Below are 20,317 nucleotides of genomic sequence, written 5' to 3' on the forward strand. Positions count from 1 at the left end.
CGGGCGCTCACACCCCCCGGTACGTCGGCTTCCGGCGCTCCACGAAGCTCGCCACGCCCTCCTGGGCGTCGTGGGTGGTCATGTTGATCTCCTGGGCCATGGCCTCGGCGGCGAACGCCGTGGCGCGGTCGGTGTCCAGGGAGGCGTTGACGAGCTGCTTGGTGAGGGCGATCGAGCGGGTCGGGCCCGCGGCGAGCCGTTCCGCCCAGGTGCGTGCGGTCGCGGCCAGTTCCTCGTCCGGGACGGTCCGGTTGACCAGGCCCAGGCGTTCCGCCTCGGCCGCCGGGAGCGCGTCGCCGAAGAACATCAGCTCCTTGGCGCGCTGCGGCCCGACCAGCCGGGGCAGCAGATACGCCCCGCCGCCGTCGGGTACGAGGCCGCGGCGGACGAACACCTCGATGAACTTGGCCGATTCGGCGGCCAGGACCAGATCGCAGGCGAACGCGAGGTGGGCGCCGATGCCGGCCGCGGTGCCGTTGACCGCCGCCAGGACCGGTTTCTCGCAGTCCAGGACCGCCGTGATCAGCCGTTGCGCGCCGAGCCTGATCGTGCGGGCCACATCGCCCGGCGCCCGGTCGCCGGTGGCCGGGGCGCCGCGCAGGTCGGCGCCCGCGCAGAAGCCGCGGCCGGTGGCCGTGAGGACGACGGCCCGGACGGCGGGGTCGGCGGAGGCGTCCGCGAGCAGCGCGATGACGCGTTCGCGCTGGTCCCAGGTGACGGCGTTCATCGCTTCGGGGCGGTTGAGGGTGATCCACGAGACCCCGCTGTCCGTGGCGTGGAGTATCGGGGAGGACGACATGAGGCAGCTCCTGAGCAGGTGTTCGGGCGGGCCGTTTCAGCCCGTCCGGCGTTTGAGGACGGAACGCCGCGCCCGGGACCGGGCCGGCGGGCCGGGGGGCCCGCGCCCCGGACCGGTTCAGGCGACCGGCCCCCCGGAGGGCTCGCTCAGCGGCAGACCGCCAGCGCGTCCAGGGCCACCGCTCCCTGGCCCCGGCCCAGCACCATCAGTGGGTTGATGTCCAGCTCCGCCAGGTCGTCGCCCAGTTCGAGCGCCATCCGCTCGACCCGCAGGACCACCTCCACGAGCGCGTCCACATCCACCGGCGGCCCGCCGCGCACCCCTTCGAGCAGGGCCCGGCCGCGCAGCTCGCCGAGCATCGCCCGCGCCTGCTCCTCGCCGAACGGCGGCACCCGCACCGCCGCGTCGTGCAGCACCTCCACGAGCACGCCGCCGAGACCCACCGTCACCGTCGGCCCGAACAGCGGGTCCCGGGTGACGCCGACCATCATCTCGACGCCGCGCTCCACCATCTGGCAGACCAGGATGCCGTCGAGTTCGACGTCCTCGTAGCGGGCGATGTCGGTGAGTTCGCGATAGGCGTCGCGGACCTGGCTGGCCGAGGTCAGGCCGACCTTGACGAGGCCCAGTTCCGTCTTGTGGGCGAGCCGGGCGCCGGACGCCTTCATGACGACGGGGTAGCCGACCAGCCCCGCCGCGCGGACGGCCGCGGCGGCGCTGGTCACCAACTGCTCGCGGGGCACCCGGATCCCGTACGCCCGCAGCAGCTGCTTCGCCGCGTGCTCGCTGAGCTGCTGCCCCGGGCGCATCAGCGCCTGCGCCTTGCGGAAGGAGGGCGAGGGGGTGCGTGGGGCCTCGTCGAAGGGGGAGCGGTACGAGGCGACGAAGCGGTGGTGGTCGAGGTAGGCCTTCACGGCGGTGATGCAGTTGCCGAAGGTGCGGAAGGTGGCGACGCGGGACGAGCCGAGCAGCGTGGTGCGGTAGGCATCCTCGGTACCGACCGGCGACCCCCACACCACGCACACCAGCTTGTCCGTGGCCTCCGCCGCGTCGACCAGGTCCTGCGCGAGCCGGTCGCTCATCGGCGGGAAGGGGCCGGTGATGGGGCAGATCAGCACGCCCACCGAGGGGTCGGCGAGGATCGCGTCGATGATCTTCCGGCCGCGCCAGTCGCCGACCGGGTGGCCGCCGTTGTCGACCGGGTTCGCCACGTTCAGGTAGTCCGGTATCCAGGTGTGCAGCTCGGCCCGCTTGTCCGCCGGGAGTTCGGGGAGGTGGAGTCCGGCGCCCGTGGCCAGGTCCGCGAAGTGCGCGCCCGTGCCGCCCGAGATCGAATAGACGACGACGCCCTCGGCCTGCGGCTTACGGGCGCGGGCCAGGAGGGCCGCGGTGTCCTGGAGCTCGTCCAGGCCGTCCACGCGGATCACGCCGAACTGCCGCATCGCCGCGTCGACCACCTGGTCGGCGCCGGTCAGCTTGCCGGTGTGTGAGGCGGCCGTCCTGGCCCCCGCCTCCGTCCGTCCCACCTTGACCGCGACCACGGGGACCCCGGCCCGCGCGGCCCGGTCCGCCGCGAGCAGGAAGGAGCGCCCGTCCTTGAGCCCCTCCACGTAGCAGGCGATGGCCCCGACCTCGGGGCGCTGCGAGAAGTACGCGATGAAGTCGGCGGTCTCCAGATCGGCCTCGTTGCCCGTGGGCGCCCAGTGCGAGAGGCGTACGCCCAGCTCCTGGAGGGTGTAGACGGGGCGGCCCTGATGGCCGGACTGGGTGATCAGCGCGATCGCCGGACCTTCGAGGTCGTCGCGGAACTCCTCGAAGGCGTTGAGGTTGGTGTTCGGGCCGAGCAGCCGCAGCCCCGACCGCTCCACCGCGGCGGCCAGCCGGGCCTGGGCGGCGGCGCCCTCCTCGCCGGTCTCGGCGAACCCGGAGGCGAAGGCGACGGCGAACCGCACCTTGGCCCGGGCCAGTTCCTCGATCACGGGGAGCGGGTCGCTGACGAGCAGCACCGCGAGGTCGACCTGTTCCGGCAGGGCGGCGACGGAGGGGAAGCACGCCCGCCCGAAGACCGACGTGCGTGTGGGGTGCACGGGATACAGCCGCGCCCCGACGCGCTCGGCCCAGGTGGTGAGCTGGCGGGTGATGCCGGTGTTGGGGCGCCCCTCGGTGTCGGACGCCCCGATGACGGCGACGGACTCGGGCCGGAAGAACCGGTCCAGGTCCGGGACGGGGGCGTGCAGCGGCCGGCCGCTGACGTCGAGGTCGCCCTCCGGGGCGATGGTGGCCCTGCTGTGGACGGCGGCGCGTGGTTCCTCGCCGCAGGCCACCACCCTGGCGCGGAAGTCGGTGGTGAGGGTGCCGTGAGTCGATCCAAGCATCGTTCCGCCCACTCCTGCTCGAAGGTCCGCCGGGCGCGTGGAGCCGCCAGGCCGGTGTCCGAAGCTGACACTCTGTCAGGTTACTGAACTGACGGCCCGTCAGGAATGGGTGTGCGGGTAAATGATGGAGGGGGCGCCCGGATGAGCGCCGGACGCGCCGGATGTGCCGGACGGGCCGGACGCGCCGGACGGGCGGGGCGGGCGCCCGGCCGTCAGGGGATGTGCGGGGAGCGGTGCGCGGGACGGGCGCCCGGCCGTCACCGGGTGCGCGGCGAGCGGCGCGCCGGTGTGCCCTCTTCCGTGAGGTGCGTGTCCATGGTGGCGTTCAGGTCGGCCATGAACGCCTCGAACCGCTCCAGGAGTTCGGGCGGGTAGTGCGCCATCGTGGCGTCGAGACGGCGGGCCAGCGGCCCGAAGAATTCGTCCGCCCGCTCCTGGATGTGCCCGCCGCTGCGCAGGGTGATGACGCGCCGGTCGGTGTGTTCCCGGACGCGGGTGATGTGCCCCGCCGCTTCGAGGCGGTTCAGTAGGGCGGTGGTGGCGCCCGTGGACAGTGGGATGCGCTCGCTCAGCCGGGCCGGTGACAGGGGGGTGCCGCGCTCCTCGGCGGCGGCGATCTCCAGCACCGCGGTGGCGTCGGTGGAGTGCAGCCCGAGCCAGGCGGCGAAGCGCCGGCTCAGCTCGGCGTAGTGGCCGCCGTGGACCCTCAGCGCCTCCATCAGCCGCTCGCGCCGCTCCGCGACGCCGTCGCCCGTCACATCCTCCATCGGTGCCCCTTCACCTCTTCCTCCGCCGCGCGGACCGCGTCGGCGGCCCGCTTTGACAACCTACCGTCACCACTTTACCTTCACCGTGGAACTACTTCACACTCAAACTGCTTCACGATGGAGGTACTGAGCGTGCCTGACCCGTCCCCCACCCCGGGCTCCCCGCCCCAGCCGTACCGGTGGCTGATCCTGGCGGTGATGATCGTCGCCGAGGTCATGGACCTCCTGGACGCGTCGATCGTCAACGTCGCGGGCCCGGACCTGGAGAGATCCCTCGGTGCCGGTTCCATCGGCCTCCAGTGGGTGATCGGCGGCTACGCCCTGACCCTGGGCGCGGGCCTGGTGCTGGGCGGCCGGCTCGGCGACCGCTACGGGCGGCGCCGGATGTTCCTGATCGGGCTGGCGGCCTTCACGGCAAGCTCGCTGCTGTGCGCGCTCGCGCCCGGCATCGGGTCGCTGATCGCCTTCCGCCTGCTCCAGGGCACCGCGGGGGCGATGCTTCTCCCGCAGGGCCTCGGCCTGCTGCGGGAGAACTTCTCCGGTCCCGAGCTGACCAAGGTCTTCGCGATCTTCGGTCCCGTCCTCGGCCTCGGCGGCATCATCGGGCCCGTCCTCGGCGGCTTCCTCATCGAGGGCGACTTCTTCGGCCTGGGCTGGCGGTCGGTGTTCCTGGTCAACCTGCCCATCGGTCTCGCGGCGCTGATCGTCGCCGCGAAGTTCGTGCCGAGGAAGCCGGGCGACCGCGCGGTGCGGGTCGACATGGCGGGCGCGGCCCTGGTGGTGGCGGCCTGCGCCCTGCTGGTGCTGCCGCTCAACCAGGGACAGGAGAGCGGCTGGCCGCTGTGGACCTGGCTGTGCATGGCCGCCTCGGCGCTCGGCTTCGCCCTGTTCGCCGCCCGGCAGCGCCGTACGGCCGCGGCGGGCCGCGTCCCGCTGGTGACCCCGGGCCTGCTGCGCAAGCCTGCCTTCACCGTCGGGCTCGGCGGCATCGCCCTGTTCTTCGGCGGGCTGATCGGCACGCAGCTCGTGCTGACCCTCTACCTCCAGATCGGGCGGCAGTTCACCGCCGGCGAGGCCGGGCTCGGCAACCTGCCGCTGGCGGTGGGGACCGCGATCGGCGGGGCCGTCAGCGGTGCGTTCCTCGCGGACCGGATCGGCCGCAAGGTGCTCCAGATCGGACCGCTGGTCCAGCTGGCCGGCGCGGCCGTGCTCTGGTTCGAACTCGACGGACTCGACGCCACCTCGTTCTCGATCCGGGACATCGTCCCCGGCGTGACAGTGGCGGGCATCGGCGCGGGGATGGTGATCGCCGCCCTGTTCAGCTTCATTCTCGCCGCGGTGGACGACGACGAGATCGGGTCCGCCTCCGGCGTCCTGTCGGCGGTCCAGGCGCTCGGCGGCTCCATCGGCGTCGCGGTCTTCGGCTCGGTGTTCTTCGACCGGGCCGGGTCCGGTGACTTCACCGGCGGCTTCCACCGCGCGCTGATCGTCCAGGCGTGCCTGCTGGTGGCCTTCCTCGCCATCACCTTCCTGCTGCCCGCGAAGGGCCGCCCGGAGGACGAACAGCTCGGGATCGCCCCGGAACCGTCCGCCGACGGCTCCGGCACGGAGCGGCAGCTCACCCGGTGAAGCCCGGTCGCCGGCCCGCCGGGAAGGGGCCGGCTCAGTGGCGCGTCCGGCTCGCCCTCCTGGCGATCTTCTCGGCGTCCCGGGCCAGTTCGCGGAGCATGCCGCTGATGGGGTTGGTGAAGCCGGTGAAGTACAGGCCGGGTGCCTGCTTCGGGGTGCGCCGGCCGTGCGCCACCGGGCGGCCCCGGGCATCCAGCACGCCGAGGTGGCCGACCAGCGGTTCCAGGGCCCGCCGGTAGCCCGTCGCGGCGATCACCGCGTCCGGGGTGAGCCGGGTGCCGTCCGCCAGGACCACCGCGTCCTTCTCGAACGACTCGACGGCCGCCACCGGCACCACCCGGCCGCGCTTCACCGCGTCGATCAGCCCGACGTCCTGGACCGGGATGGCGCCCTCCTTGACCCGCGAGTACAGGCCCGTGTCCGGCCGGGGGAGCCCGTGCTCGGCAAGGTCGGGGACGGCGATACGGGACATCAGGCGCCCGGCCCGGTCCACCAGGGCGACGGGGAGCCGGCGCACCAGGATGCCGGTCGCCTGCGCGGGCCACCCGGCCGTGGAGCGGCGCACGATGTGCGGGACGGTGCGCACCGCGAGCCGTACGCGCTGCGCCCCGCCCTCCACCAGGTCGACGGCTATCTCGGCGCCCGTGTTGCCGACGCCGACGACGAGGACGTCCTTGCCCGCGTAGGGGGCCGGGGTGCGGTAGTCGGCGGCGTGCAGCAGCTCGCCGGTGAACGTCTCGCGGCCGGGCCAGTCGGGGAGGCGCGGGGTGTGGTTGAAGCCGGTGGCCACGACGACGGCCCGGCCGGTGAGTTCGCGGCCGCCGCTCGCGCTCAGCCGCCAGCCGCTGCCGTCCGCCGCCCGGTCGATCCGGGAGACCTCGACGCCCGTCACCACCTCCAGCTCGTGGTGTTCGGCGTACTTCTCCAGGTAGCGCACCACGTTGTCGCGGGAGACCCAGCGCCCGAACCTGCGGGGCATGGGCAGTCCGGGGAGCGCGGACCAGCGCCGGGTGGTGTGCAGGTGCAGCCGGTCGTAGTGCCCGCGCCAGGACGCGCCGACGCCTCCGGACTTCTCCAGGACGACGGCCCGAACGCCCCGCGCGCGCAGGGCGGAAGCGGCGGCGAGCCCGCCCGGACCGCCCCCGATGACGTAGACGGGACGGTCCTCGGTGAGGTCGGTGGGGGCCGGGGCGGTGCTGCCGGCGGTGGATGCGCTGTCGGACATGCTTCGGAGCGTAATCGCGTGACTCCTTGATGGGTCTCGGTCAAGACCGGAATCGATTGCGAATTGATCACGCTCTCGGACGGGGGTGCGGGGCGTGGTCGTCGCACCTCTTGCGCCGTGCGTCCCCATCGGGTGAACTGACGTACCGTCAGATTCAGTGTATCGGGAGGCGTCATGCGGACGTTCTGGCTCGACGGGGCCCAGTGGCTCGCCGTACTGCGCGTCGGGCTCGGCCTGTGGTGGCTGGAGAGCTGGCGCCACAAGGACCGGAAGGCGTGGTTCCAGCGCGGCACCGGCATCGCGTGGGCGGCGGACGTGGCCGGGAAGCACCGCTGGCCGGTGGTCCGCGCCGGCTTCGAGAAGACCGTCGCCCCGCACCCCAGGGCCATGGCGTACATCGTCGTGTACGCGGAACTCGCCCTCGGGCTCGGCCTGGTGACCGGCTTCCTGACCCCGGTCGCCCTCGTCGGCGGCCTCCTGCTCAACCTCCTCTACCTGGTGCTGATGATCCACGACTGGGCCGAGCAGGGGCAGAACGCGATGATGGCGCTCATCTCGCTGGTCGCCCTGTTCGCGATGTCCTGGCAGACCTGGTCCCTCGACCACGCGATCGGACTCTTCCCGTGACGAGCGCCCCGCCGCCCCCCGCCCCCCGCCACGATCTCCCCGAACCCGACGCCTTCACCCGCCCCTACTGGGACGCCGCGGCCGAGGGGCACCTCCTGCTGCGCCACTGCCGGGCCTGCGGCCGGGCGCACCACTACCCGCGCGAGTTCTGCCCGTACTGCTGGAGCGAGGACGGCGCATGGGTCCGCGCGAGCGGCCGGGCCACGCTCTACACCTGGTCCGTCGTCCACCGCAACGACCTGCCCCCGTTCGGCGCCCGCGTCCCGTACGTCGCCGCCGTGGTCGATCTGGCGGAGGGGCCGCGCATGATGACGCAGGTCGTGGAGTGCGAGGAGGGCGCGCTCGCCATCGGCATGGAGCTGCGGGTGACGTTCCGCCGGGAGGAGGGGTGCGAGGCGGTGGCGGTGTTCCGGCCGTGAGGGGGGTGCCCCGGGTCAGGGCCGGTAGTGGTCGGCCACCGCCGCGAAGGCGGCCTTCGGCTCCCAGGGCAGTCCGGGATACGTGGTGCCGTCGCGGTCCTCGTAGACCTTGACGAGGCCGAGGGAGGCGAGATCCAGGTCGTCGCGGGGATCGCCGTCCGGGCGGTGCGGGTGGCTGTGCAGCGCGAAGAGGAACACGAAGGTGCTGTCGACGCCCTCGCTGTCGAAGATCTCCAGCAGTTCCCTCACGTACGCGGCCTGACCGGCCTCGTCCCGCTCGTACACACCGTTCAGCCGGAGCGGAGCGCCCGTGACCGGGTCCGTCTCGACGATCTCCATGCTGCGCGGCGCGACATCGGCCGAGCCGCGCCAGGTCGCGGTCCCGAAGCCGGTGACGGCGACCGGCCCCGGCCGGGCCGTGAGGCCGCGCACCCCCTCCCGGAACGCGCCGGCCACCTCGGCGGACCGGATCAGCTCGAAGGTCCTGAAGTCGAACAGGTCCCAGTCCACGCCCTCGAAGGGGATGGCCGCATAGGTGACCTTCCCCCGGAACCGGGCCCGGACCACGTCCACGGCCTCGCGGAGGAACGCGTCGAGGCGGTCGCGGGCCGCCGCCATCCGCTCCGGGCGCCGGTCCGGGTCGCCCAGCAGCAGCCGTACCCGCTCCTCGGCGTCGGCGCCCTCCAGGAAGCCGTGGTTCATGATGCTCAGCTCGACGCCCGCGACGAAGACGACCTCCGCCCCGCCCGCCCGCAGCCGCTCGGCCCGCTCCGCGCAGTCGGCGAACAGCGCCAGGATCCCGTCGGCCGTCAGTTCCAGCGGGTACGGCGAGAACCAGACCTCAAGGCCCAGGTCCGCGGCATGGCGGGCGGCGAGCTCCAGTCGCTCCGGATCACCGCCGGTGAGGTGCACGGCGGTGCAGTGGAGATCGTCGCGGATGATCGTCAGCTCCCTCCTGACCAGCTCGGAATCGAAGTGCGCCCGGGAGTACGCACCACCGCGGAGGAAGCCGGCGTCGTAGCAGATGCCCTTGGCCCGCATGGCGGTCCCGCCCTTCTGTAGGAGGCCCGCACCGTAAGCCTGGAACTTGCGCGCGCGCAAGTTTGCTGTCACGCAAGTTTGCGTACGCGCAACGAGGCCGGGATACTGCCGGGGTGACGACGACACGGGCCGGGCTGCGCGAGCAGAAGAAACAGGCCACCCGGGTGGCCCTGCGCGAGGCGGCGCTGCGGCTGGCCCTGCGCGACGGCCCCGACAACGTCCGGGTCGACGACATCGCGGAGGCCGCCGGAGTCTCGCCGAGGACCTACAACAACTACTTCTCCAGCCGTGAACAGGCGATCGTCGCCGCCGTCACCGCCGCACGGGAGGCGCGGGTCGCCGCGACGCTGGCCGCCGTGCCCGCCACGGCCCCGCTGGCCGACGCCGTGACCCGGGCGATCCTGGAGCAGTACACGGACCCCGGCGACGACGACACGCTGCTGCTCATCACCGCCGGCCCCGGGCTGCGGGCGGCGTTCCTCGACGCGTCCGCCGCCGTCGAACCGCCCCTGGCCGCCGCGATCGGCCGCCGCCTCGGGGACACCGGCACCCCCGTCGCCCGGGTCCTCGCGGCGAGCGCGGCCGCCGCGGTCCGGATCGCGCTCCAGGACTGGCTGCGGCCGGCCCCGGCCGTACCCGCCGCCACCGACGGCCTCGTCGTGCCGTCGGGCTCCCTGCCCGACCTGCTCCGGGCCGCGCTCGCCGCACTCGCCCCCGCGCTGGACGCGGCGGAGGAGGAAGCGCGGCAACGGCGCTGAGGCGGACCGCCCCGGGCCCCGGCCACCGGGACGGCCCGCGCGCGGCTCCCGTGCGACGGCTTGGACGAGGGCTCGTCCGGCCGAGCGCGAGGAGAGCCGAGGAGACCGGCGGCCTCTTCGTACGCACCGGCGTCGGCGACAAGGCGCGGGTGCCGGAGAGGGGCGCCACCGCCGTACGGGAGTGGGGCGGCGCCGACCGACGGCGGATCGCACATCAACGGCGTCGCACGGCCCCCGGTCCGCCGTGCGCCGCCAAGGAGAGGCACCCGGTCACCGGCCGGGACACCCGCGGTGGCACGCTGTGATTCCCTGATCCGCACGGCCGCGAGGGAAGCATCCGTTGAACACCGGCAGCTACTACGAGCGCATCGACGCGCACCACTACAAGCCCACCGCCCACGCCAGCGGTGCGTGGAGCACGGACGAGGTGCACTTCAGCCCGCTCGGCGGCCTCCTCGTCCACGCCATCGAGCGCCACCTCGAAGAGCGGCCGGGCGAGCGCCTGCTGCTGTCGCGGGTCGGCTTCGACATCCTCGGCCGGCTCGCCCTGGACGAGTGCGAGATCCGGGTCGAGACCGTCCGGCCCGGCCGCACCATCGAACTCGTGGAGGCCGTCGCCCTCATCGCCGGCCGCCCCGTCGTACGGGCCAGGGCCTGGTCGCTCGCGCCCGTCGACACCACCGCCGTCGCCGACGGCGAGGCCGAGCGGCTCACCCCGCCGGAGGCACTCGCGCCCTGGCCGATGGCCGACCTCTGGCCCGGCGGCTTCATCGCGTCCCTCGACGTCCGCCCGCTCGCGCCGCCGCTGCCGGGCCGCACGACCGCCTGGATCTCCACACCGCTGGACCTCGTCGCGGGCGAGACGGCGGGCCCGCTGGCCTCGTACGTCGCGCTCGTCGACACCGCCAACGGCATCGCCGTACGCGAGCAGCCCACCGAGTGGATGTTCCCCAACGTCGACCTGACGATCCACCTGCACCGGCAGCCCGAGGGCCCCTGGACCGGCCTCGACACCACGGTCGTCTTCGGCCCCACAGGTCAGGGCCTCACCAGCACCGTCCTGCACGACGTCAACGGCCCCGTCGGCCGGGCGGAACAGATCCTCACCGTCCGCCCCCTGTAGAGGCGGCGCCTCAGCGCCCCAGCTCCTTGCGCTGCTTGCGGCGGGCGCGGAAGCCGGGGTTGCGCAGGCGGACGCCGCCCATGCCGCAGGTGCCCGTGAACCTCAGCAGCGGCGCACCCGGCGTCCGCGCGCCCGAGGTCCGGTCCCTCAGACCGCCGAGCCCGAGGTCCAGCGCGTCCGTGTCCACGGCCCAGCCCTCCGGCACCACGATCCGCACCCCGCCCATCTGCGCGTCCACCTCCAGTTCGACCTCGCGCAGCCGGCACTCGGCCTGGCTGAAGTCGAGACGGGCGCCGCCCATGCCCGCCTGCACGACGATGAGTGGCGGCACCTTCCAGGCACCCTCCCGCTTCACCCCGTGCATGCCGCCCCGCAGGGTCAGCGGCTCGCCCGTGTCCGCCACGACCGGGACCAGGTCGTCGGTGAGCGGGGCGAGATCGCCGTACGTCTTCGCCGTGAGGGCCAGATTCAGCCGGACGTCCAGCTCGTCCAGGTCGATGCGCCCCTCCGCCGCCGCCTCCCGCAGTTGCTCCACCACCGCTTCGCGGTCGGCGTCGGAGGCCCGCATACGGGCGGCGGATCGCGAGGGCTCGGCAGTCATGCACCTGATGATACGGAGTCCGGGACCTCGCGCTCCGGTCCGGTCAGTCCCGGCGCCGGGCCCGCTCCAGCCACGGGCCGAACTCGCTGTCCAGGACCAGCCGTCCGAGCTTGCGGTACTCCGCGAGGACGGCCGCGACCAGCTGCTCCGTGTCCAGCGGGCGGCCCGACTCCGCCGCCTGGTACGCGGCGGTGACCGCGCAGGCGCGGATGGAGCCGCCCGTCAGCTCGAAGCGCTCCGCACAGGTCGGCAGGTCGAGGCCGGGGTCGCGGGGGACCTCCGTGCCCAGGCAGCGTTCCCACAGGGCCAGCCGCTGCTGCGCGTCCGGTACGGGGAAGTCGGCGACCACGTCGAGCCGGCGGGTGAACGCCTCGTCCAGGTTGGCCCGCAGGTTGGTGGTGAGCACGGCGATGCCGTCGAAGGACTCGACGCGCTGGAGGAGATAGGCCGACTCCACGTTGGCGTGCCGGTCCTGCGCGTCCTTGACCTGCGAGCGCTTCCCGAAGACGGCGTCCGCCTCGTCGAACAGCAGCACCGCGTTGACATCGGACGCCTCGGCGAAGATCCGCTCCAGGTTCTTCTCGGTCTCGCCGACGTACTTGTCCACCACGGACGACAGGTCCACGACGTACAGCTCCATGCCCAGGTCGGCAGCGACGACCTCCGCGGACATGGTCTTGCCCGTCCCGGACTCCCCGGCGAACAGCGCGACGATGCCCCGCCCCCGGCCCCCGCCCGGCCGCATCCGCCACTGCCCGAGCACCTGCTCCCGGTGGCGGGCGCGCAGGGCCAGGTCGGAGAGCTGGCGGCGGGTCGACGGGGGCAGCACGAGGTCGTCCCAGCCGACGGCGGGCTCGATACGGCGGGCGAGCCGGGCGAGCCCCGCCCCGTTCTGGGCCCGGACGGCGGTCCGCAGGTCCCCGGCCACCACCGGGCGGCCCTCCAGCGCGGCCAGCCGGGAGGCGACGGCGGCGGCGCGGCGGATCTGGCCCGAGTCCAGCCGGTAGGCGCGGGTGGCGTCGGCGAGATCCGCGTCGGCCGTCGCGGTACCGGCGGCGAGCCCGGTCCGGGCACCGGCCCCGGTGAGCGCGTGCCGCCACCGCCGTGCCGCGTCCGACGGGTCCGGCGACGGGACGGGGACCGCCACCGGGCTGTCACCGGCCCACAGCGGGTCCCAGTTCTTCTTGCCGTACAGGATCAGGGGCGAGCCGCCGCCGACCGCCGCGCAGAGCGCGCCGACCAGGGCGGCGCCCTTGGGCTGCTCGGGGGCGAGCGTCTCCAGCGGGCCGACGACGAGACCGCCGCCGCTCAGCCGCGCCTCGGTCGCCAGGAGCCGCACGGCTGTTGCCGGTTCCGGGGCGGCGGCCAGCCCGGCCGCGTCCACCACCAGCGGGTGCAGCCCGGCCGTGACGAGCGCGTCGGCCGCGAGGCCGCCGGGGTCACCGCCGCGGTCCAGCAGATGCACGAGGCCGCTGCCGGTGCCCGCCGCCGCCGCGATCCGCAGGGTGGCCTCGCAGGGCTCCGGGCGCTCCCGCGGCGGCCGGGCCGCCCGGACCAGGCCGTGCAGCCTGCCGTCCACCCCGTCGTCGCCGAGCAGATGGGCGGTGATCCGGTCCGGTACCCGCAGGACCCGCGAGAGCAGCGGGCGTTCGGCCTCCGTCACCTCCACCAGGCCGGCCGCGACGAGCGGGGCCGACGGCGAGAAGCGGAAGCGGCCGGGCCCCGCGGCGGGCAGGCCGCACAGTTCGAGGGCCAGGCCGATCGTCGCCCGGCGCCGGGTCAGGTCGTCGTTGAGATAGCCGTACAGCCGCTCGAACCGTGCGTCGATGTCCGGGGCCATCGCGACCAGCAGGAGATCGAGGTCCGGCGCGACCAGGCCGAAGCGCTCCGCGAGCGCCGCGATCCGGCCCCGCTCCGGGGAGTCCTCACCAGCGCCGTGCGCGGGGACGGGGCGGAACGCGTCGCGGGACTCCAGAATGCGGTCGGCCGCCGCGGCGGTGAGGTACTGGCCCCGGTACGGGTCGTCCGGCTCCGGGTCGGTCTCCCGGCGCAGCGCGACCGCGAGCCGTACCCGCTGCTCGACGCGGCCCAGCCGTTCCCAGAGGTCGGCGACGGGCGGCGGCGAGGCGCCGTCCGGCTCCTGGAGGCCGGGCGGCGCCTGATGCGCGGTGGTCACCTGGCCGTACCTCCACGCCTGCGCCGGCCCGGCGGCAGCCGCCGCTCACGCTCGGCCGCGAAACCCTTCCCCGCCGGGTCCGACGCGCCCTCGTAGCGCAGCCGCCGCCCCGGTTCCGTCGCCTCGCCGTCCCGGGCGGGGACCGTCTGGACCAGCAGCCCTTCGGTGACCGGCGGCCCGGCCACCTCCACGTCGCCGGCCAGCGGCGCCCACACCCGCAGGTCGATCGCCGCCTTCAGCTCGCCGCCCAGCGCCGACCACACGTCCACGGTGGACGGCCGGTCGCCCGTACCGGCCGACGCCGCCTCCATCTCCACGGTGAGACCGAGCTCGGCGAGGCTGCCCGTGAGCATCCGCACCGGCAGCACGCTCGTGCGGATCAGGCAGCGCAACACCTCGGAGAGCAGCCGGTGTTCGTCCTGCGGGCGGTTGGTCCACGCGGTCACCAGATAGGTCAGCTCGAACCAGCGCGGCGGCGTGCGCCGCCCCGTGATCACGCCCTCGTCGTCGTACTCCTCGGCGGTGCCGGTACGGCGACGGGTCGCGTCCTCGCGGATGCCGTAGAGGAAGACGCTCACCGTGGGGGCGTTGCGGCGCGCGGACCAGTCCTTCGTCGGGGCGTCGAAGACCAGCTCGACCCCGCTGTCCTGGAGACCGGCGTCGACCAGCAACAGCCGCAGCCCCTCGTCCACTTCGTGGATCACCGGCGGCCCACCTCGTCCGGCGGCACGATGTTGCCGCTGACCACCAGGAAGTCCGTGGAGACCGGGGAGAAGCCGGGCCCGGACGCGGTGATGGTGCGCGGCCCCGTCTGGTCCTTCACCAGGATGAGGAGCTGGGCGATGAACGTGCCGTCGCCGCCCGGCCGGGTGGGCGGCGCGGTCGCCGTGATCCCGGGCTTCCAGGTGAGCTTCACCGGCACGCCGGGCGGGAAGTCCTTCCCCCGCACCGAGGTGACGAACCCGGGCTTGCCGACCTCCGGCACCGAGACGATGCGCGGCTGGAGGATGCGCAGCGGAGCGCGGGAGACGTTGTCACCCAGGTCCGCGTCGGTGCCGCTCGTCGTCAGCGTCCCGGTGATGGTGGTCCGCAGCGCGCGGTCGGGGGCGAGGACCACCCGCAGCACCGAGGACGCGCCGGGCGCCAGATCGGGGAGCGTGCACGAACCGGCGGCGGTGCAGCCGGCCGGCAGCGTCTTCACGGGGACCCGGGCGGGCAGCCCGAGCCGCAGCCGCAGACCGGTGGCCAGGGCGTTCTTCCCGTTGCGCACGGTGTACGTCACCACGACCCGGCCGCCCACGTATCCGGGGCTGGGCTGCGCCCGTACGACGACCCCGGGGCCCGCCTCGGGTGCGGGCGGCAGCGGAGCCGGCGGCTGGGCGGGCGGCTGCGAGGCCGGCGGCGGGAGGGTGTGGGGCGGGGTGGGGACGGGGGACGCGGGCGGGTCCGGGAGCTGGGGGATCTCGCGGACCCGGATGTCGGTCCCGGTCGCGTTGTCCGTGGGGTTCGGGTCGGTCACCGAACCGGTGACCGACCAGCCCAGCTGCCAGGGCCCGGTCGTGACACCCGTCAGCCGCGCGGTGACCTGGACCTCGTCGCCGGGCTTGAGGACGCCCAGCTCACAGCTCGGCGATCCGGCGGCGCAGGTGCCGGCGGTGCTGGTCAGCTCCTCCAGGCGCACGCCCTGCGGGACGTCGGCGACGAAGGTGGTGCCGGGCGAGGGGGCCGGGCCGTGATTGGTGACGGTGACGGTCACCGTCACCGACGAGCCGGTGTCCACCGGGGGCACGGTGGGCGGTGCGGTCACCGCCAGGTCCACCTGCTGCTGGTAGGCGGGCTCCTTCTGCCGGCCCCGCAGCCGCGCGGTCAGCGGGGTCACGGTGCCGGTGGCGAGGTCGAGTTCGGACAGCTGCTCGGGGGAGCTGGGCGCCCTGTCCCGGCGGTGGCTGAACACCAGCCGCCCGGCGTCCGAGGACCAGGCCACGTCACGCGGCTGGTAGGGGCCGGTCAGTTCGACGTCCGGGATCTCCTTGCCGCAGGCGTCGGGGTCGTCGCGGCGGTCGGTGGGCAGGACGACCCGGCAGTCCCCGCCGTCCGGCGAGATGACGACGACGCTCGCCCGCTGGTTGATCTGGTCGGCGCGGTCCTTGCGGTTGAAGGCGACGGACGCGCCATCGGGGGAGAACGCGGGGCTGTCGTCGATCACCTTGCACTCGCCGGGGCAGCCGTGGACGCTGAGGTCGTCCTGCTGTCCGAGCTCGTCCGCCCGGGCCGTCCAGACGTGCTTGATGCCGCCGAGGTCCCGGATCACCTCGTTGCGGGTGAAGGCGAGCATGGTGCCGTCGGCCGACCACGCCGGCTGGGCGTCGCCGCCGGCCTCCTCGCCATCGGGCGGGACCACCTCGCCGGTGATCTTCCCGGTGTCGGCGTCGGCGACGAGTACCCGGCTCGTCCACGTCGGGTTCTCGCCCTCGCCGGGGGTGGACCGGGTGAAGGCCAGCCGGGTGCCGTCCGGGGAGAACGCGGGGTCGGTGTCCCGCTCCTTCGGGGCCCGCCCCTCCAGGTCCAGCAGCTTCTTGTTCTGCCCTTCGGTGTCGGTCAGCCAGATCTGCTGGACCCGTTCGCCCTCGTCGCCCACGAAGCGGGTGACGGCGATCTTCTGTCCGTCGGGTGTGTACGTCTGCCGCTCGGTCCAGGGGTCGTAGCCCGGTCCGGGGTGGAACAGCGGGTCCAGGGCGGGATCGTCGCTCTCGTTGTCCTTGGCCGCCGGGTCCTCGCGCAGCACGTCGAGCCTGAGGTCCCGGGGGTCCGCGCCGTCCTGCCGCATGTCCTGGAGCGTGACGATCTCGCCGTCCTCGGTGGTGCGGCGGGTGACGACCGTCGTCCAGGTGCCGCCGCCCGTTCCGAGCACGGCGGGTGCGTCCACCTCACGGTTCTCGGTGAGCTGGATCTGCGGGGCCGGGTCTTCGAGGGAGGGGATCCGGTACACGTGGTCGTAGGGGGCGCATCCGCAGTCCCGGTTGGGGCTGAGGAAGAGCAGACCGACGCCGTCCGGGAGCCAGGCCGATGACCGGGTGCCCCAGTCCTCGCCGAGGCCGGTCAGCACCGGCTGGACCTTGCCCGGACCGTCGGTGACCCGCAGCCGGAAGCCGGTGTCCGTCTCGTTCACCGGCTCGACCGCCAGTGTGTACGTGATGAGGAAGGGGCGGGCGTCGTCGTCCACCGGGTTCCACTCGGGCTCGCTCGCGTCGCCCTCCGTGCTGTCGCTGACGCACGTCACCGCCCCGCCGTCCAGGTCCCGTTCATAGATCTGGGTGCCGGGCTCCGGGCCGCCGTCGCTCGCGTACGCGATCCGGGTGCCGTCGGGGGAGAGCGTCGGAGAGGTCTCGTCGGCGGCCGTGTCCGTCAGCTGCCGCAGCCCGTTGCCGTCGACCCCGATCGACCACAGGTCACGCTGGGCGCCCTCGCCCGCGCCGGCCACGGAGGAGTCGAAGACCACCGTCCGCCCGTCGACGGAGAGTTCGGGGTGCGCGGCGTCCATGCCGAAGGTGAGCCTGAGTACGCTGCCGTCCGCGCCGCGCACGTACACCTGCGGCCGGGCCTCGTCGCGGAGGCTGGTGAAGACCAGCACCTCACCGCGCCCGAAGGCGTCCTGGTCGTAGTGGGCGGGCTCGTCGCCGTCGAACAGGTCCTCGGTCTTCGTCCCCGAGACGGCCCGACCCAGGCTGCGGTGGCCCGTACCGGCGAAGACGATGCGCCCGGTGTCCGCCGGGGCCGCCTCCGCCGCGGCGACCGCCTGGTGCGGATCCTGCGGAGCGGATACGGAACCCGCCACCAGCAGGGGTGTCAGCAGCACCAGGGCGCCGCTCAGCCGACGCAACCGGGCACCCCTCGCCGGGCCAGCAGGACCGCTCACGGTCCACCTCACAGTCTGGTCGATGGTTCTCCACGCTGAGCATCCCGCGTACGGGGGGCGCGGGGACAGGGCCGGGAGTACCCGGGACGGGGTAAGAGCGGGTGCCCTTTGCGGCTGCCCGCCCGGCGGGAGTGCCCCGGCCCGGACGCCCGGCACCCGTCCGCCGGGCCCCCGCCCCGTTCCGCGGGTGCCCGGCAGCCTTTTCCCACGGGCCCCGGGACACCGCGGAGGCAACTCCGGTTGCCCCCGCGGGCCCGTCAGATGAGCCCGTGCCGCATGGCGTAGCCCACCGCGTGGGCCCGGTTGCGCAGGTCCAGGCGGGTGGCGACCTCGTGCAGCACGTTCTTGACGGTGCGTTCGGAGTACGAGGTCTTCTGCGCGATCTCCGCGGTGCCGTAGCCCTCCGACACCAGCCTGATCATCTCCGCCTCCCGCGCCGTGAGGGTGGACAGCGAGAGACCCCTGGGGTCCAGCACCGTGCGGTGCAGACTGCTGACATGGTCGAGGAGCTTGCCGAGGAGGTCGCCCGGCAGCACGCCCTCTCCCTTCGCGATGGCCGTGACGAGGTGGACGAGACGGTCCTGGTCGGCCTCCCCGCGCCGCAGCACGGCGGAGACCCCGTACTCGATGAGGGTCTGGAGCGCACCCGCCTCGAAGTAGCCGACGACCAGGCCGGTGCGGGTGGAGGTGTTGCGCTGGAGGCGGTGCAGGAGCTGGACGGCGGACTCGTTCACCATGTCCACCACTACTAAGGAGACCTGGGCGTTGTCCGCCTCCTCCTCCGGCATCAGCTCGATCTCCGGCCGGGGGCGCAGCTGTTGCACCACACCGGTCTGGAGGATCAGGTCCTCCGCGTACACCGCCACCGAGACCCGGCCCGGCGCCGGTGTGCTCCTCGTGCGCTGCTCGGGCGCGGAGGGCACGCGGCCGGGGCCACCCGCAGCCCCCGTCTTCGTTATGTCTGTCGTGGTCGTGGTCATGGGCTCGTCCTTCTGGGCCGCTTTCGCCGATATCCGATACGTCGGGTGTGCCGTGCTCGCTCGCCCGGCGCCCCGCAGGGCGACCTCGCCCGGGGGTGCGGTGCGGGCACCCGGCACGGGTGTGCCGCCGGGGCACCGCCCCTGCCCGGACGTTGCCCTCCCGCCCCTGCTGCCGGGACGGCGGTGCGGCCTAACGTCGCATCGTGACCACATCTGCCGAACTCGACATGCCCACGGTGACGGTGTCGCCCGGCACCGAAGCGACGACCACGCTGACCGTGCGCAACGACGGCGACATCGTGGAGGCGTACACCCTCGAAGTGGTCGGCGACAGTGCGCCCTGGACCACGGTGGAACCGGCGCGGGTCTCCCTCTACCCGGGTACGTCCCAGACCGTGACGGTGCGGTTCGCACCGCCCAGGTCCCACGAGGTCAGGGCGGGCGAGGTGCCCGTGGGCATACGCGTACTGCCCGCCGAGCACCCCGAGTTGGTCGCCGTTCCCGAGATGACGGTGGTGGTCGAGCCCTTCCGCGAGCTGCGGTCGAGGCTGGAGCCGGGCCGGCGCAGGGGCTGGCTGGGTGCCCGCTTCCGGGCCTCGGTGCAGAACCGCGGGAACGCTCCCACCGACGTCGTGTTCGGCGGCAGGCAGGCGGGCGAGGAACTGCGCCTCGCCTTCACCCCGGAACGCCGGACGCTGGAGCCCGGCGAGTCCGCCGAGGCGGGCCTGCGGGTCCGGGCCCGGAAGCTGATCTGGTTCGGCGCCCCGGCCACCTGGCCGTTCGAGGTCGCCGCCGCGGAGCCGGAGACGGAGGGGGCCGCCGCCGAGGACGGGCGGCAGCAGGTCCCGCCGGAGCCGCTGCCGGGCGAGTTCGTCCAGCTCCCGGTGCTGCCGAAGTGGCTGCTGATCGTCCTCGCGGCCCTGATCGCGCTGCTCCTGGCGTGGTTCGCCCTGGTGCGGCCCGCCGTCCAGAGCGCCGCGAAGGAAGCGGGGACCAAGGCGGCCCAGGAGGAGAACCGGGAACCCCAGGGCGGCACGGCGACCGGCGGCGCCACGGATGACGGCAAGGGCCAGGGGGAGGCGAAGGGTCAGGGCACCACGTCCGGGGCGGACGGGAGCGGCGGTGCCGGTACGGGCGGTGGCTCCGGTTCGACCGGGGGCGGTGGCGGGGGCGACGGCGCCCAGAGCTCCGAGACCATCGACGTGCAGACGCGTGCCGGGGAACAGGGGATCGGGACCCACGTCGTCGAGGACGGAAAGACATTCGGTGTCACCGACATCGTCGTGGCGAATTTCCAGGGCGACGAAGGGGTGCTGACGATCTCCTTCGGGAAGCGGAAGATCACCACCATTGCGCTGGAGACGTTCAGGAACCAGGACTATCACTGGGTCACCCCCATTCAGGTACTGGAGAAGGATGCGATCACCGTTTCCGTGACGTGTTCCAAGCCTGGGACTCCGGCAACCGGAACGCAGGCCTCGAAGTGCCATCAGGTACTCAATGTCAGTGGTCGGTTGAGCGACCTCGCACGATAGGAACGATAGCCCCGGATTCATGCCCGTCTGTTCCATTGACGTGAACAGGCGGGTTTCCGACCTGCGGTGACGTGACCTGGGCGTTCACCCGGGTGTGGCGTTTCGCACACCCGGGCGCACTGGACCCGGAAATCGGAGAGGTACCCGCCGACTGGTGAATACCCGGCCTCTCGCCCTGATTACCGGTCAATTCCGCTTGTAATGCACGGCGTGAACGGCGGACGCCCGCGCACATGGGTGTGGACCACGACTTTCCAGTGCGCCGGAGCGGACATCGGAATCCGTTGGTTTCGTCACACCCGACACCCGCCCTTCTGGCTGGAATCGATCGGACGCCCGGCGGGAT

At 73.7% G+C, this 20,317-nt stretch carries 16 protein-coding genes; 6 read left to right on the forward strand and 10 right to left on the reverse strand.

What is annotated here, in order from left to right; genetic code table 11:
• Positions 1–7 precede the first annotated feature (7 nt).
• The 3 genes from P8A18_RS19755 to P8A18_RS19765 all read right to left on the reverse strand — a co-directional run bounded on the left by P8A18_RS19755 (position 8) and on the right by P8A18_RS19765 (position 3,941).
• Positions 8–799 carry an enoyl-CoA hydratase/isomerase family protein gene (locus P8A18_RS19755; protein ID WP_306056242.1) on the reverse strand — a complete coding sequence of 264 codons (792 nt, stop codon included), beginning with the start codon at positions 797–799 and terminating at the stop codon, positions 8–10.
• Positions 800–945: 146 nt separating this feature from the next.
• Positions 946–3,174, reverse strand: a complete 2,229-nt coding sequence (locus P8A18_RS19760) for an acetate--CoA ligase family protein (protein ID WP_306056244.1) — start codon at positions 3,172–3,174, stop codon at positions 946–948.
• A 257-nt stretch (positions 3,175–3,431) separates the two neighbouring features.
• Complete coding sequence (locus tag P8A18_RS19765; protein WP_306056246.1) at positions 3,432–3,941, reverse strand: MarR family winged helix-turn-helix transcriptional regulator; 510 nt, start codon at positions 3,939–3,941, stop codon at positions 3,432–3,434.
• A gap of 117 nt (positions 3,942–4,058) precedes the next feature.
• Here P8A18_RS19765 and P8A18_RS19770 point away from each other — a divergent pair, with 117 nt between their 5' ends.
• On the forward strand, positions 4,059–5,570 hold the full coding sequence (locus P8A18_RS19770; RefSeq protein WP_371933695.1) for an MFS transporter: 1,512 nt from the start codon (positions 4,059–4,061) through the stop codon (positions 5,568–5,570).
• A gap of 34 nt (positions 5,571–5,604) precedes the next feature.
• Here the strand turns inward: P8A18_RS19770 and P8A18_RS19775 are convergent, their stop codons facing one another.
• A complete protein-coding gene (locus P8A18_RS19775) occupies positions 5,605–6,795 on the reverse strand; it encodes a flavin-containing monooxygenase (RefSeq protein WP_306056250.1) in 1,191 nt (396 codons plus the stop codon).
• A gap of 174 nt (positions 6,796–6,969) precedes the next feature.
• Here P8A18_RS19775 and P8A18_RS19780 point away from each other — a divergent pair, with 174 nt between their 5' ends.
• Both P8A18_RS19780 and P8A18_RS19785 read left to right on the forward strand, forming a co-directional pair.
• Entirely contained in the window at positions 6,970–7,422 is a 453-nt protein-coding gene (locus tag P8A18_RS19780; RefSeq protein WP_306056252.1) for a DoxX family protein, read from the forward strand.
• The gene (locus P8A18_RS19785) at positions 7,419–7,841 is read left to right on the forward strand and encodes a Zn-ribbon domain-containing OB-fold protein (RefSeq protein WP_306056254.1); all 423 of its coding nucleotides are present in this window, start codon (positions 7,419–7,421) and stop codon (positions 7,839–7,841) included. The genes P8A18_RS19780 and P8A18_RS19785 overlap by 4 nt, the downstream gene beginning before the upstream one ends.
• Positions 7,842–7,856: 15 nt before the next feature.
• On the opposite strand, the gene P8A18_RS19790 is transcribed toward P8A18_RS19785, so the two are convergent.
• Positions 7,857–8,882, reverse strand: coding sequence for a glycoside hydrolase family 113 protein (locus P8A18_RS19790; protein ID WP_306061016.1), 1,026 nt, complete (start codon positions 8,880–8,882; stop codon positions 7,857–7,859).
• A 113-nt stretch (positions 8,883–8,995) separates the two neighbouring features.
• On the opposite strand from P8A18_RS19790, the gene P8A18_RS19795 reads away from it, so the two are divergent.
• Together P8A18_RS19795 and P8A18_RS19800 are read left to right on the forward strand one after the other, a co-directional pair.
• Positions 8,996–9,640, forward strand: coding sequence for a TetR/AcrR family transcriptional regulator (locus P8A18_RS19795; RefSeq protein WP_306056256.1), 645 nt, complete (start codon positions 8,996–8,998; stop codon positions 9,638–9,640).
• A 340-nt stretch (positions 9,641–9,980) separates the two neighbouring features.
• A complete protein-coding gene (locus P8A18_RS19800; protein ID WP_306056258.1) occupies positions 9,981–10,763 on the forward strand; it encodes a thioesterase family protein in 783 nt (260 codons plus the stop codon).
• A gap of 10 nt (positions 10,764–10,773) precedes the next feature.
• Here the strand turns inward: P8A18_RS19800 and P8A18_RS19805 are convergent, their stop codons facing one another.
• The 5 genes from P8A18_RS19805 to P8A18_RS19825 form a co-directional block, all read right to left on the reverse strand.
• The gene (locus P8A18_RS19805; protein WP_306056260.1) at positions 10,774–11,364 is read right to left on the reverse strand and encodes a DUF1707 SHOCT-like domain-containing protein; all 591 of its coding nucleotides are present in this window, start codon (positions 11,362–11,364) and stop codon (positions 10,774–10,776) included.
• A 43-nt stretch (positions 11,365–11,407) separates the two neighbouring features.
• On the reverse strand, positions 11,408–13,540 hold the full coding sequence (locus P8A18_RS19810; RefSeq protein WP_371933696.1) for an ATP-binding protein: 2,133 nt from the start codon (positions 13,538–13,540) through the stop codon (positions 11,408–11,410).
• Positions 13,537–14,244 (reverse strand): Pvc16 family protein, encoded by a 708-nt coding sequence (locus P8A18_RS19815; protein WP_306056262.1) that lies wholly within the window; start codon positions 14,242–14,244, stop codon positions 13,537–13,539. Before P8A18_RS19815 ends, P8A18_RS19810 begins: the two co-directional genes overlap by 4 nt.
• A complete protein-coding gene (locus P8A18_RS19820) occupies positions 14,241–17,396 on the reverse strand; it encodes a hypothetical protein (protein WP_306061019.1) in 3,156 nt (1,051 codons plus the stop codon). The genes P8A18_RS19815 and P8A18_RS19820 overlap by 4 nt, the downstream gene beginning before the upstream one ends.
• Before the next feature lie 317 nt (positions 17,397–17,713).
• Complete coding sequence (locus P8A18_RS19825; RefSeq protein WP_306056264.1) at positions 17,714–18,436, reverse strand: helix-turn-helix transcriptional regulator; 723 nt, start codon at positions 18,434–18,436, stop codon at positions 17,714–17,716.
• 227 nt (positions 18,437–18,663) lie between these two features.
• Between P8A18_RS19825 and P8A18_RS19830 the strand changes: the two genes are divergently transcribed.
• Positions 18,664–19,971 (forward strand): COG1470 family protein, encoded by a 1,308-nt coding sequence (locus P8A18_RS19830; protein ID WP_306061022.1) that lies wholly within the window; start codon positions 18,664–18,666, stop codon positions 19,969–19,971.
• Positions 19,972–20,317: the final 346 nt, after the last annotated feature.

This window comes from Streptomyces sp. Mut1 (genome assembly GCF_030719295.1).
Taxonomy (GTDB): domain Bacteria; phylum Actinomycetota; class Actinomycetes; order Streptomycetales; family Streptomycetaceae; genus Streptomyces; species Streptomyces castrisilvae.

Bases quoted from the DNA above. Each gene is read 5' to 3' on its own strand.
- P8A18_RS19755 (WP_306056242.1), bottom strand. From the start codon at position 799: ATGTCGTCCTCCCCGATACTCCACGCCACGGACAGCGGGGTCTCGTGG.
- P8A18_RS19760 (WP_306056244.1), bottom strand. From the start codon at position 3,174: ATGCTTGGATCGACTCACGGCACCCTCACCACCGACTTCCGCGCCAGG.
- P8A18_RS19765 (WP_306056246.1), bottom strand. From the start codon at position 3,941: ATGGAGGATGTGACGGGCGACGGCGTCGCGGAGCGGCGCGAGCGGCTG.
- P8A18_RS19770 (WP_371933695.1), top strand. From the start codon at position 4,059: ATGGAGGTACTGAGCGTGCCTGACCCGTCCCCCACCCCGGGCTCCCCG.
- P8A18_RS19775 (WP_306056250.1), bottom strand. From the start codon at position 6,795: ATGTCCGACAGCGCATCCACCGCCGGCAGCACCGCCCCGGCCCCCACC.
- P8A18_RS19780 (WP_306056252.1), top strand. From the start codon at position 6,970: ATGCGGACGTTCTGGCTCGACGGGGCCCAGTGGCTCGCCGTACTGCGC.
- P8A18_RS19790 (WP_306061016.1), bottom strand. From the start codon at position 8,882: ATGCGGGCCAAGGGCATCTGCTACGACGCCGGCTTCCTCCGCGGTGGT.
- P8A18_RS19805 (WP_306056260.1), bottom strand. From the start codon at position 11,364: ATGACTGCCGAGCCCTCGCGATCCGCCGCCCGTATGCGGGCCTCCGAC.
- P8A18_RS19825 (WP_306056264.1), bottom strand. From the start codon at position 18,436: ATGACCACGACCACGACAGACATAACGAAGACGGGGGCTGCGGGTGGC.
- P8A18_RS19830 (WP_306061022.1), top strand. From the start codon at position 18,664: ATGCCCACGGTGACGGTGTCGCCCGGCACCGAAGCGACGACCACGCTG.